Below are 12844 nucleotides of genomic sequence, written 5' to 3' on the forward strand. Positions count from 1 at the left end.
ATTATTTTGGTTACTATATAAATTTTTATTACTAATTAACTATTGCTAAAGTGGTGTCTTTATCAAAGAAATGTGCCTTATTTAGATCAAAGCCCATTTTTACTTGCTGCGATGGCTGATAAGTGTCACGAGCATTAATATTAGCAACAAACTCAGTTTTCCCAAGCTTCTGATAAAGTTGAACTGTTGCACCCAAAAGCTCGGAAACTTCAACAGTTGATTCCACTACAGCATCAGGCCAGGTCTCTAGGAAAGCCTGCTCTGCATGAATATCTTCTGGACGAATGCCTAATACCAAATCGCGGTCATTATATCCACGTTCATCAAGCAATTTTGCTTTTCCTTCCGGAACTCCTAAACTTAGGCTCGCTCCATCAGAAATCCTTCCGTTTTGATAATGAACATTAAAGAAGTTCATTTGTGGTGAGCCAATAAAACCTGCAACAAACTGATTTACTGGACGGTTGTAAACCTCTTCTGGCGTGCCAATTTGCTCTATTCTACCTACAGACATTACTACAACACGATCTGCTAAGGTCATAGCTTCTGTCTGATCATGAGTAACGTAAATTGTGGTTGTCCCTAAGTTTTGATGCAATTTTGCAATTTCAGCTCGCATCGAAACGCGTAATTTAGCATCCAAGTTAGAAAGAGGTTCATCCATTAAAAATATTGGTGCGTCACGCACAATAGCTCTGCCTAATGCTACTCTTTGCCTTTGTCCACCAGATAATTCCGCAGGCTTTTTATCCAAGTAATCTTGCAAATTCAGAATTTTAGCAGCGTTTTGAACACGTTTATCTATTTCTTCTTTGTGATAATGTCGTAGTTTCAAGCCAAATGCCATATTATCGTATATTGACATATGCGGATATAGAGCATAATTTTGAAAAACCATAGCAATATGACGATCCTTAGGTGCAACGTCATTCATTACCTTGTGATCAATCTCAAGAGTACCCTCACTTATATCTTCTAGTCCAGCTACCATTCTTAAAGTAGTTGATTTGCCACAACCAGAAGGACCTACAAAGACAATAAATTCTTTATCTTTAATGTGTAAATCAAAGTCTTTTACCGAGTACTGATTATTACCTTCGTACTTTTTACACAAATGATTTAAGTCAACTTCAACCATATTTTCAACCTACCTTTTCATTATTTTTCAAAAATACAGCCTCAATTTTGGCTAGCTTGAGCTCTTTTGTTGATTCCACAACATAATCAGCATCCTTAAGCATTTGTTTATCACCTATTCCTACCGCAAACTGTCCAGCTGCTTTAATTGCTTCAACCCCTGCAGCAGCGTCTTCAAAGCTAATTACTTCGTCTCTATTCAGTTGCAAAAGTTGTTGAGCTTTTTCATAAATTTCAGGATCTGGTTTGCCATGAAGTATAGTTGCAGGATTAACAATCTGTTCAAATCTATCAGCAATTCCAAGTTTATTTAAGATTTTAGGAGCATTATGTGAAGCAGAGGCAATGCACATTTTCAAGTTCGCTTTTTCGGCATCTTGCAGCAGCTCCATAATTCCCGGCAAAATATCTGATGAGGACATTGCATCGACTTGTTTCAAAAAATTACTATTTTTCTCTTCAGCTAATCTTTCTTTTTGTTCACTTGTAAGATTGATTTTCTTGTTTCCATATTCAAGAATCATATTAAGTGAATCCATTCGAGATATTCCTCGAAGTGAGTTCAACTGCTTCTCAGTTAAATCAATACCTAACTTTTTTGCCAAATCATTCCAAGCTGTAAGATGAAATTTTGCCGTATCGGTTAAGACACCATCTAAGTCAAAAATTAGACCTTTAAGCACTGTTTTTCACCTTCCTTTAGCAGTATTTCCTTATTTTCCACTAAAACATTTAACTCATTCCCTCTGATTAAAGTTAAACATGTTTCTTCGTGATTAACTTCAACCTTAATCAGTCGTTCACGATAATTTATTTTGAAGTTATATCCCTTCCAGTTTTTTGGAATAAAAGGTTTAAATTTAAGTTGATCATGATCATAGCGCATTCCTGCAAAACCTTGAACTATTGCTAGCCAAGAGCCACTCATTGAAGTAATGTGCAGCCCATCTTCTGTATCATTGTTATAATTGTCAAGATCTAAACGAGCTGTACGTTCATAGAACTCAACAGACTGTTTTTCTCTGCCCAATTCCGCTGCCAAAATTGAGTGAATACATGCTGAAAGTGAACTTTCGTGAACTGTTAATGGCTCATAAAAAGCAAAGTTACGCTCTTTTTGCTCCTTAGTGAATTTATCATCTAAATAGTAAATTCCCTGTAGAACATCTGCCTGTTTAATATAAGGTGAACGTAAAATTCTATCCCAAGACCAATGCTGACTTATTGGCCGTTGATCAAGCGGAATTTCTTTTGCAGGTCTGATATCTTTGTCCAAAAAATCATCTTGCTGCAGGAAAATACCCAGTTCCTTATCTTCTGGTAAATACATATTCTCAATTATGTCTCGCCATTTTGCTTGTTCTTCCTCACTAACTTTTAAGCGCTTCTGAGCTTCCTTATTAGCTAGTGGTAATCGTTCTAAAGTATACTTTAGAACCCATTGTGCCATTATATTAGTAAACCAGTTATTATTAACATTATTTTCATACTCATCTGGACCTGTTACTCCATGAATAACATACTTTTTTCGTTTCTTTGAAAAGTGAACGCGATCTGCCCAAAATCTTGCCGTACCTACCAGGACGTCCATGCCCTCATTTTTCACATAGGACTCATCACCCGTATAACTTGTGTAACACTTTATAGCAAATGGAATGTCCTCGTTACGGTGAATTTCTTCAAAGGTAATTTCCCATTCGTTATGACATTCAATCCCATTAAATGTCACCATTGGAAAGAGCGCACCCTTACTTCCCTGCTGTTTAGCATTAAAATAAGCACCATCAAGTTGATCATATCTATATTGCAAAAGAGCTCGAGTAACACTAGGCTCAGATACGCATAAATACATCGGAAAAATAAATGCTTCTGTATCCCAGTATGTTGCTCCTCCATACTTTTCACCTGTAAAGCCCTTAGGTCCAATATTAAGTCTCTTATCTTCACCGTAGTATGTCATGAACAATTGTAAAAGATTAAAGCGAATGCCTTGCTGTGCGGCATCATCACCTTCAATTACTACATCGCTTTTTGCCCAACGATTTTTCCAAATTGAAGTATGTTCATCTAAGTTATCTAAGAAACTTTTAGACTGTAACTTAGCCATTAAATCTTTAGCATAGCTGGCTTGCTCTTTAGGCTCAATATCACGACTGGTTAATACAATTACGTCTTTTTCTAAATCGTAACTTTCACCAGATACAAGATTAACTTCTACTTTTTCACTTAATTTTGCAGCTTTAGTTTTTACTGTTCCCTTTACTATCTGGTTGTTACTTCTCAATCCTTCTTTTAATAAAACAGTAAATTGCGGAACTCCATAAGGATTAGATTTAGTTTTTACTTGAATAAAACGATCCTCTCTACTTTCATTACAATTGACCCAAAAGTGTTCGTTGTAATTACTATCTTCATTAGTGACAGTTCCATCAAGAGTAGCGTCAAATTCAATCTTGGCTTGTCCTTCTAATACAGTTGCCTTTACATAGATTAGTGCGGCCTCTTTTAAACCGATGTGTAAAAAGCGCTTAAACTCAAACTTAACTTTAGTATTACTTCCTTCATAAATAAAACTACGAGTTAACAAGCCCTGATGCATATCCAATTCAAAGTAAAAGTCTTTAAACTTAACTTGAGCAAGATCAAGCTTTTCATCATTAACTGTTATGCCAATACCAATAAAGCTAGGAGCATTTAGGCTTTTACCAAAATATTTTGGATAACCATTTTTCCACCATCCTACTCGAGTTTTATCTGGAAACCACACACCTGCCAAATATGTTCCTTGCAAGTGATCACCAGAATAACCTTCTTCAAAATTACCACGCATCCCCATATAATCATTGCCAATAGCAGTAATACTTTCCTGTAATCTTTTATCTACAGGCGAAAAACTGTGTGTAGCTATTTTCCATGGGTCAACCTCAAAAATTCGTTTCATTTGTTATCTCCGCTCCTCTTCTGTGAGGTTTTTGTTTACGCTTTCATTGTTACTTACAGGAGATTTTTTTACAATCCCAAAATTCATGTTATCGGTACCAAAATGCAACATAAAAAAGCAGCTATTTATGCTAGCTGCCTTTTATCTATTTATCAATTAGAACTACAAATCCATTAACACCAATTTTTTCATTAAAATAGTTTTGACTAATAACTGGTGCCTCTTCTACATTAATTTTAATCTCACTTTTAGTAGTATTAAAAAGCGCGGTAAGCTTTTTGCTGTCGCAATTTCGCTTAACTTCAATTAAGCCTTTAGGTGTAATACTTAAGTTTATTGTTCCATACCCAAGAATCATGGCATATTCTTTTCTAAGCGCTATTATTTCATGTATTTTTTGCCAATAGTCTGTATCTTCTTTTTCCCAGTCCATCGGCTTCCGGCAATCAGGGTCGTCCCCACCGGTCATTGCCATTTCAGTTCCATAATAAATACATGGGCTGCCTTGCTGAATAAACATAAAAGCTAGAGCTTGAATAGCGAGATCTTTGTTTTCGCCTGCTAATGTTAATAAACGAGCTGTGTCATGGGAATCAAGCATATTCATCATTGCCTGATTGGTGCAGTCACGATACATCATCACTTGATCTGTTAATGCAGTTACCAGCTCAGAAGCTGTCTTAGTTTTCTTAAAAAAGTGATCTTCAATTTGTAAAGTATATGGGTAATTCATTACTGCAGAAAACTCATTACCATTGAGCCATGGTTGTGCATTATGCCATATTTCTCCTACAATATAAAAATCCGGCTTAATCGCCATAACTGCATCATGAAATTTCATCCAAAAGTGGTGGTCTACCTCATTGGCAACATCTAGTCTCCAAGCGTCAATATCAAAATATTTTACCCAATATGTTGCTATTTCTAAAAGAAAATCTTGTACTTCTGGATTAGCAGTATTCAGTTTGGGCATCTGACCTTCAAAAGCAAAAGTATCATAATTAGGACCGCTTTCTTCTGGGCCGTAATACTTTTCAACCGGAAACTGATTAATATGGAACCATGAAGCAAACCTAGACTTTGAACCATTTTTAACAACATCTTGCCATTGTAAAGATTGACTCCCTAGATGATTAAATACTGCATCAAGCATGATTCGCATTCCTCTTTTATGAGCCTCATTAACTAATTGTGCAAATAACTCTTTAGTTCCAAATGCAGGGTCAATTTGCAAATAATCAATAGTATCATATTTATGATTTGAACTTGCTTCAAAAATAGGACATAAATATAGGCCATTAATTCCTAGACTTTGTAAATAATCTAAGTGCGTAATAATTCCTTGTAAATCTCCACCATAAAAATCTTCACGTCCTGGATGATCATTTGGATTCCACACCTTTGTGTTCTGTGGATCATTATTTTTGTCGCCATTAGCAAAGCGTTCTGGGAATATTTGATACCAAATAGTGCTTTTTACCCAGTCCGGTGTTTTAACTTGGTCTATGTCATGTAAATACGGTATTTTAAAGTAACTACTGTCAGCAATTATATTTTCGTCACTATAATCCTTGATGCCACGATCTCCAACAATTTTATGACTTCTATCTTGTCCAATTACTTCAAACGTATACTTAAGTCTGTGATACGGTGCTTCTAAAATTGCAGTCCAATAATCACTTTCTTGCCCTTGACCACAGTTCTCCATCTCAATTGTTTTATCTGTTCTAGTATCAAGGTAATTATCAGTATAGTGAACTATTATTTTTTGTACATCATTCTTAGCACTATGAAATCTAATTTTTACATGGTGTGAATCAATTACAAAACAATCTTCACTTTCTGTTCTATGTTTTAAAGCTGCTAGTTGCATTTTTCTCTCCATTATCTACTTAAAACAATGCCAGAATAAGGCATCAAAATCAGTTGATCATTATTAATGTGATATTTTCCGGCAGATAACATCACATTTTTATATCCATGGGGTATCTCGATTTTTTCTTTATTGTTACTCAAGGAAACCGCAACAATCGCACTAATATTGTCAAGATCTCTTCTGTAAACATAACTATTACTATCAGTTGGAAGCACATAAATGCTTCCTGACTGAAATAATTTTTCTTTTTTTAGTGCAAGCAATTTACGATAAAAGTTAAGCATACTATCAGGTTCAGTTTCTTCTACCTGAACGTTAACATTATTTTGCTTTATACCTTTAATCCAAGGCTTTACATTTGAAAAACCGTTGTTTTGACTATTTGTCCATTGCATTACCCCTCGAGCTGGCATTTTATGAGACACACTAACCATATTTAATATTTCTTCAGTAGTTTTTCCCTGTTTTTTGGCTTCCTTTACAAAGTCCTCTACTTTTTTATCATTAAATTCAGATGACTTTGTGAATAACAGATTCTTCATCCCTATTTCTTCACCATAATAAATTAGGGGTATGCCTCGCTGTAAATACATCAATATTGCTAAGCTACGTGCCTGTACTTCTGTTTTAGCTTCTTTTGTTGCAAGACGAGGCATATCGTGATTACTCCAATATAGTATTGGTAGCGAAACTTCTGCCAAAGTTTGCTGCCAAATGATTTGATTCTGCTTAAAGGCTGACCAATTAAGATTCTTTGGTTGATATTCCGGCGGCAAACTCAAATCAATTTTGCTTTGATCATCTTCAAAGTAGCGAAAAGTAACCACATTATCTAAAAGATGATTTTCTTTCATAGTATAATCTGCTGCTAAATTAACATTAGCGCTAGCAGCTTCTCCTAAAAGTAGGGCTTCTGGATAATCTTTTTTTATTTGCTCACAAAAAGGACGTAACCATTCTTGCACCTGAGGAAGATTGGCAAAAAATGGCTCTGCAATGACAGTTTTATCCACTTTATTTAAGTAGTTTGCTATAGGATAATTCTGCCGTAAATCTGCTTTTGCAATATGGATAAACGCATCTAGTCGTAGTCCATCCACTCCTTTTTCTAACCAAAATTCTGCTATTTTAAGCATTTCCTTTCTTACTTGGCTATTTTTCCAGTTCAAATCAGGCATATGCTTATCAAATAAATGAAAATAAAACTCTCCTGTACCATTGGGATTGGGCTCCCAAACGCTTCCACCAAAAAAACTCCCCCAATTATTGGGACGTTGATTTTTTTCACCTGCGAAGATATAGTAGTCATGATACTTACTATTGGGATCTTCTATTGCCTTTTGAAACCATTTATTCTGATCAGAAGTATGATTTAAAACAAAATCCATAATTACATGTATTCCGGCATGATGGCACGCTTCAATTAAGGCTGCCATGTCTTTCATAGTACCCATTCGTGGATCTATAGCAAAATAATCGGCAACATCATAGCCATTATCAACTTGCGGTGAAACAAAAATAGGATTCAGCCAAATAGTATTTATACCTAGGCTTTTTAAATAGGGAATTCGCTGGATAATTCCATTGATGTCACCTATACCATCATTATTACTATCCTGAAAGGACTTGGGATATATTTGGTAAATTATTGCATGTTCATACCAATGCTTCATAACGCTTAACCTCCACCTGTAAGTTTAGTAGAGCAAGTCAGAGCAAAGCAATAGTATTAGTGATGTTACCGCTACCAAGAATTTCTTTATTAAACATAAAAAAGAAAGGCTGTTCTCCAACCTTTCTCTTTTCTTGCTATATAAGACGTTAATTTTATCATAAGAGCATGCTCTTATCTTTATCTGGTTGATTCTCTTCTCACCAAAGTAGGCTTAAGTAATGCTTCACCTTGAGGCAATCCTTTTTGATCTATTTTTTGCAAAAGCATATTAGCTAATAATTCGCCCATTTCGAAAATTGGTTGTTTAACGGTTGTTAGCTTTAAATTAGAAACTTGATCTAGAAAAACACCGTCATAGCCTATAACGCCAAAATCATCCGGTACCTTTGCCTTCTCATTCAACAATTGCCTAACAACTCCAGTAGCAATTCGATCACTGGCACAAATAAAACATGTATCCTTTAGAAATTTATCAAAATTATCCTTAATTATTTTTTGCGCAGCATGACTACGATTGGCAATACGATATATCTGGGGAATCTTTTTGTTTTTCTGCAAAGTATTGATATATCCAGTTTCACGCGAATACTCAAAAGGTTCTCTTACGTCAATTCCAATAAAAATGATATTTCGGTATAATCGCGATAACGCATATTTTGTAGCCAGCTCTACACCGTACTGATTATTATTATCTACATAATCATAACCATGATGATTTTCGCCAAATAAAATAAATGGTTTACTTAGACTATCAAATAATGCATAATCGCTTGAGCGAGCGCCTGTAATTAAATACCCGTCAAAATTACCCTCTTCTATTTTGCTTCTATCAGTAACAAGTTGAATAGCGTACTGTTTCTTAGATAAACCACGAGCAATGCCAAATAGCAAATTCATATAATATGGTTCCGTAGTATCTATATCTTCTAAAGTAACAAATTTTATCAAATTTGTACGCTTGTTTACCAAAGCCTGAGCAACATAGTTAGGGTGATAATTAAGCTCATCCATTGCTTGCTCAACCAATTTACGCAACTCATCTGTTACTTGCTCAGGGTGATTAATTACGCGAGAAACTGTCATTTTTGAAACATTAGCTTTTTTAGCAACGTCCAGCAAGGTTACCATCGTGCTGTACCTCTATTCTAAATACATTTGCTTTAACTGACTTAAATCAGCATCTGTAAAGCCAAGTTCTTTTTTAAAAAATGTTGCAAAATCGCCCCAGCCACCACGGATGGTTTCCGTGATGCCTCTAATGGCTGTCCCTTCTCCTTTGGTGACATTCATTTTTGCAACCATTTGCGCTATTTCGTCGTTACTTGGCAGCTGACGTGAAACTGCAAAGTCATATAACTTATTTGTCAGTAAATAGTCCCGTGCAATTGTATCATCATCAACATCAAGTGCCATCAAGATTAAAGCTGATACCATTCCCGTACGGTCTTTCCCAGCACTGCAATGGTAGACAAGCGCATCCCCTTCTGGCAATTCCAATAATTCGGTAAAAATGCGCGCAAACATTTTTCGACTGTGCTCGCTTAATAAAGTTTGCTGATAAATCCGACCAATGAAATTATTGCTCAAATCTGGGATGTGGTGAAGTAAGCGAAACATCTTGTGTCCGTTGGGCCGATCTTCTGGATTTTCAGAATAAACAGGCAAGTCAACATAGTGAACATTTGGCCAAGCCTTATCAGGAGAAGACTGCTTTTCGTATTGCGAACGCAAATCACAGTCGATTGTCACATGTAAATCTGCAAGGTGCTCTTTATCCTCATTTGATAGAGAACTAAGGGAATCTGAACGATAGATTTTGTTCCACTTAACAGCTTGTCCTGCCTTATTTTGATAGCCACCAACGTCCCTAAAGTTTAATGGTCCGTCTAATTTTACAATTCGATCATGTGCCAATTTGCTCAACTCCTTTTTACTTAATTATCGCACTTATTCACCGTGAGCAAAAACTTGAGTTGCCTTAACAGCCCTCTTCCAGCCTTGGTATAACTTCTTACGTTTTGACTCTTCCATCTTACTTTCAAACGTCTTACCAACAACAAAAATATCTTTTAGTTCATCAACATCTTTCCAATAGCCAACTGCTAGTCCTGCTAAAAATGCAGCTCCCATCGAAGTTGTCTCTAAAGTCTGAGAACGTTCAATCTTTATTCCTAAAATATCTGCTTGGAATTGTAGTAGATAGTCATTATTTGAAGCGCCACCGTCAACACGTAAAGTTGGGATTTCGATTCCTGAATCAATTTGCATTGTGTCAACAACGTCTCGGGTCTGATATGCCAAGGATTGCAGTGTTGCTTTAATAAAGTCGTTTTTGTTTGTTCCACGTGTAACACCAAACACTGCTCCTCGAGCTTCTGAGTCCCAGTACGGTGCTCCTAGGCCAGTAAAGGCTGGAACAACATAAACTTCATCCTCTGACTTGGATGCTAAAGCGGCTTTTTCAGATTCTTCAGCCGTTTTAACCATCTTCATCGAATCGCGCAACCACTGAATGGCACTACCAGAAACAAAAATCGAGCCTTCAAGTGCATAGTTAATTTTACCATCCAAACCATACGCAATCGTAGTTAATAAATTATTATCAGACTCGGTTGGTTCTTCACCAGTGTTCATAACGATAAAAGAGCCGGTACCGTAAGTGTTTTTGACCATGCCTTTCTTAAATGCCAATTGGCCAACTAGTGCTGCTTGTTGGTCACCTGCAATACCACAAATTGGTACTTCGCCACCAAAAAAGCGGTAAGACTTAGTATAGCCGTAAATTTCAGAGTTTGATCTAACTTCTGGCAACATTTTCTTAGGAATGTTGAGTAACTCAAGAATGTCATCATCCCACTTTAAGTCGTGGATATTAAAAAGCATTGTCCTTGATGCATTGGTGTAATCCGTAATGTGGGCTTCACCATCAGTTAACTTCCATAATAACCAGCTATCAATGGTGCCAAATAGAAGATCACCTTTTTCGGCTTTTTCCTGTGCACCCTCAACGTGATCCAAAATCCAGCGAATTTTAGTTGCACTGAAATACGGGTCGATGATTAAACCAGTTTTCTTATGAATCATCTCACCATAACCGTCAGCCCTGAGCTTTTCTGCCAATTCTGTAGTCTGTCTTGACTGCCAAACAATTGCATTATAAATCGGCTTACCAGTTTTTCGATCCCAAATTACAGTCGTTTCACGCTGATTTGTAATCCCAATTCCCTTAATTTGTTCTGGGCGAATCCCCGAATTTATAATGGTATTTGCAATGGTAGTTTGAACAGCGTGCCAGATTTCTTCAGCCTTGTGTTCAACCCAGCCCGGTTGCGGAAAGTACTGTGAAAATTCCTTTTGCGAAGCAGAAACTTTGTGGCCCTCATGATCAAAGATCATCGCTCTAGTTGATGTTGTACCTTCATCAATTGCCATAATGTATTCTTTTAACATGTTGTGTTTCCTTCCTAGAAGAAAGCGATTTACTACAATTCTACTATTTGCCGCTTTTTTTACAAGAAATAATTATAACATTACACCTGTTTTACGTTATACTTGGGACATAAAGTTTTGATTAAAAAGAGGATACATAATAATGAAAAAAGAAATTATTGCTCTAACCATTGCGGGAAACGATAGCGATGGTAGTGCAGGCATGACTGCCGATCTCCACTCGTTTTACGCACGTGGAGTATACGGAATGGGATTACTAACTGCAGCAGTTGCTGGAAACACTACTGGTATTTTTGCACAAGAAGTTATACCCATCCCATTTATCCAAAAGCAATTTGAAGTCTTAAATGACGACCTCAAAATTGACGCATTAAAGACTGGTATGCTGGCCAACAAAGAAGTTATTGGCTGTGTTGCCGAAAATTTGCGCAAATATGACATGGGTAAAATTGTTCTTGATCCCGTTATTATGACCAAACATGGTGATACCCTCTTAGATGATGATGCTTATCAGGCCTTTTTAGACGATTTAATGCCACTAGCTGATATCATTACGCCTAACTTTTATGAACAGAAAAAGTTAACCGGACTTGAATTGGCTACACCAGATGAAGTACGCCAAGGTGCTAAGAAACTGCAATCAATGGGTGCTAAAAATGTTTTAATGAAGGGCCGCCATGACGATACTAGCCAGTCTAAGGTAATTGACGTGTTACTAGCTGAAGATGGTAAGTTCTACGAATTCACCAAGCCTTTCATCAATACTGAAAGAATTAACGGTACAGGCGATACCTTATCCGCCGTTATTGCCGCTGAATTGGCTAAAGGCAATTCTATTCTTGATAGCGTCAAGATTGCCAAGGAATTTACTTATGAAGCAATTGCTCATCCAATTGAAGTTGGCTCAAAATATGGTCCAATTAATCATTTCGCAGCACAAGAAGAAACGAAGTAATTATCTTTTGCCCCTACTGCTCCTTTAAGATATACTTTAACGAGATAGTAATAGTTGGAGTGGTTTTTATGGCAAACAAAACAATTAAAATTGCATATTTATACGAAGATTTGATGAATACTTACGGTGATTCTGGGGATGTCAAAATCATTCGCTACTTGTTAAAAAAGCAAGGCTATTCAACCCAAATTGATAACGTCTCTTTAGGTGATAAATTTAATGCTTTTGACTACGACTTCGTCTTTTTTGGCGGTGGTCAGGACTTTGAGCAAACGGTCATTGCTAAGGACTTGCCAAGACACAAGGAAACTTTAACTAAATACATCAACGGCGGTAAGCCGATGCTAGGAGTTTGTGGTGGCTATCAGCTTGTTGGTACTTATTACAAAACTAATTCCGGTGTCACAATTAAAGGCCTAGACATTCTACCGTTTCATACCGTTTTTAAAGCAGATAAGCGAATGATTGGCGATACCCGCTATATGAGTGAATGGGGCGAAGTTAGAGCATTTGAAAACCACTCCGGTCAGACTTACTTTGACGATTTAGATAAGTTGCATCCCCTGGGTGAAATGATTGAAGGTTACGGCAATAATCCCCAAGATCATGTTGAGGGGCTCCGCTACCGTAATTTTATCGGAACCTATTCACATGGTCCGCTCTTAAAAAATCTCAATGTTGCTAATGCCATTGTCAAAATGATTTTATCTTGGCACGATGAACGAGTTAGCGCATAAATATAATGAAAAAGTAATCGTTAATTTTTTCTGTTTTCAAGCGGGAATATTTAACGATTTCTTTTTTAATCAA

10 protein-coding genes are annotated in these 12844 nt (G+C 36.6%); 2 read left to right on the forward strand and 8 right to left on the reverse strand.

What is annotated here, in order from left to right; translation table 11 throughout:
- Positions 1–31: 31 nt before the first annotated feature.
- The 8 genes from H3R21_RS04865 to glpK form a co-directional block, all read right to left on the reverse strand.
- Complete coding sequence (locus tag H3R21_RS04865; RefSeq protein WP_198183440.1) at positions 32–1138, reverse strand: ABC transporter ATP-binding protein; 1107 nt, start codon at positions 1136–1138, stop codon at positions 32–34.
- Between the two features lie 4 nt (positions 1139–1142).
- Positions 1143–1820 carry a beta-phosphoglucomutase gene (gene pgmB / locus H3R21_RS04870; RefSeq protein WP_198183442.1) on the reverse strand — a complete coding sequence of 226 codons (678 nt, stop codon included), beginning with the start codon at positions 1818–1820 and terminating at the stop codon, positions 1143–1145.
- The gene (locus H3R21_RS04875; RefSeq protein ID WP_198183444.1) at positions 1805–4078 is read right to left on the reverse strand and encodes a glycoside hydrolase family 65 protein; all 2274 of its coding nucleotides are present in this window, start codon (positions 4076–4078) and stop codon (positions 1805–1807) included. Before H3R21_RS04875 ends, pgmB begins: the two co-directional genes overlap by 16 nt.
- 145 nt (positions 4079–4223) lie before the next feature.
- The gene (locus tag H3R21_RS04880; RefSeq protein ID WP_198183445.1) at positions 4224–5951 is read right to left on the reverse strand and encodes a glycoside hydrolase family 13 protein; all 1728 of its coding nucleotides are present in this window, start codon (positions 5949–5951) and stop codon (positions 4224–4226) included.
- Between the two features lie 11 nt (positions 5952–5962).
- Complete coding sequence (locus H3R21_RS04885) at positions 5963–7627, reverse strand: alpha-glucosidase (protein ID WP_198183446.1); 1665 nt, start codon at positions 7625–7627, stop codon at positions 5963–5965.
- 179 nt (positions 7628–7806) lie between these two features.
- Positions 7807–8757: a LacI family DNA-binding transcriptional regulator gene (locus H3R21_RS04890; protein WP_198183448.1), complete on the reverse strand. Its 951-nt coding sequence runs from the start codon at positions 8755–8757 to the stop codon at positions 7807–7809.
- Positions 8758–8769: 12 nt separating this feature from the next.
- Positions 8770–9543 (reverse strand): tyrosine-protein phosphatase, encoded by a 774-nt coding sequence (locus H3R21_RS04895; RefSeq protein WP_198183450.1) that lies wholly within the window; start codon positions 9541–9543, stop codon positions 8770–8772.
- A gap of 33 nt (positions 9544–9576) precedes the next feature.
- Positions 9577–11079: a glycerol kinase GlpK gene (gene glpK / locus H3R21_RS04900; RefSeq protein ID WP_198183452.1), complete on the reverse strand. Its 1503-nt coding sequence runs from the start codon at positions 11077–11079 to the stop codon at positions 9577–9579.
- 142 nt (positions 11080–11221) lie between these two features.
- On the opposite strand from glpK, the gene thiD reads away from it, so the two are divergent.
- On the forward strand, positions 11222–12034 hold the full coding sequence (gene thiD, locus H3R21_RS04905; RefSeq protein WP_232352327.1) for a bifunctional hydroxymethylpyrimidine kinase/phosphomethylpyrimidine kinase: 813 nt from the start codon (positions 11222–11224) through the stop codon (positions 12032–12034).
- Positions 12035–12102: 68 nt separating this feature from the next.
- The gene (locus tag H3R21_RS04910) at positions 12103–12771 is read left to right on the forward strand and encodes a type 1 glutamine amidotransferase (protein ID WP_198183454.1); all 669 of its coding nucleotides are present in this window, start codon (positions 12103–12105) and stop codon (positions 12769–12771) included.
- Positions 12772–12844 lie beyond the last annotated feature (73 nt).

It is taken from the genome of Lactobacillus sp. W8172, assembly GCF_016102055.1.
Classification (GTDB): domain Bacteria; phylum Bacillota; class Bacilli; order Lactobacillales; family Lactobacillaceae; genus Lactobacillus; species Lactobacillus apis_A.

Coding starts and splice junctions, on each gene's coding strand:
- H3R21_RS04890 (WP_198183448.1), bottom strand. CDS start 8,757: ATGGTAACCTTGCTGGACGTTGCTAAAAAAGCTAATGTTTCAAAAATG.
- H3R21_RS04880 (WP_198183445.1), bottom strand. CDS start 5,951: ATGCAACTAGCAGCTTTAAAACATAGAACAGAAAGTGAAGATTGTTTT.
- glpK (WP_198183452.1), bottom strand. CDS start 11,079: ATGTTAAAAGAATACATTATGGCAATTGATGAAGGTACAACATCAACT.
- H3R21_RS04885 (WP_198183446.1), bottom strand. CDS start 7,627: ATGAAGCATTGGTATGAACATGCAATAATTTACCAAATATATCCCAAG.
- H3R21_RS04875 (WP_198183444.1), bottom strand. CDS start 4,078: ATGAAACGAATTTTTGAGGTTGACCCATGGAAAATAGCTACACACAGT.
- H3R21_RS04910 (WP_198183454.1), top strand. CDS start 12,103: ATGGCAAACAAAACAATTAAAATTGCATATTTATACGAAGATTTGATG.
- H3R21_RS04865 (WP_198183440.1), bottom strand. CDS start 1,138: ATGGTTGAAGTTGACTTAAATCATTTGTGTAAAAAGTACGAAGGTAAT.
- thiD (WP_232352327.1), top strand. CDS start 11,222: ATGAAAAAAGAAATTATTGCTCTAACCATTGCGGGAAACGATAGCGAT.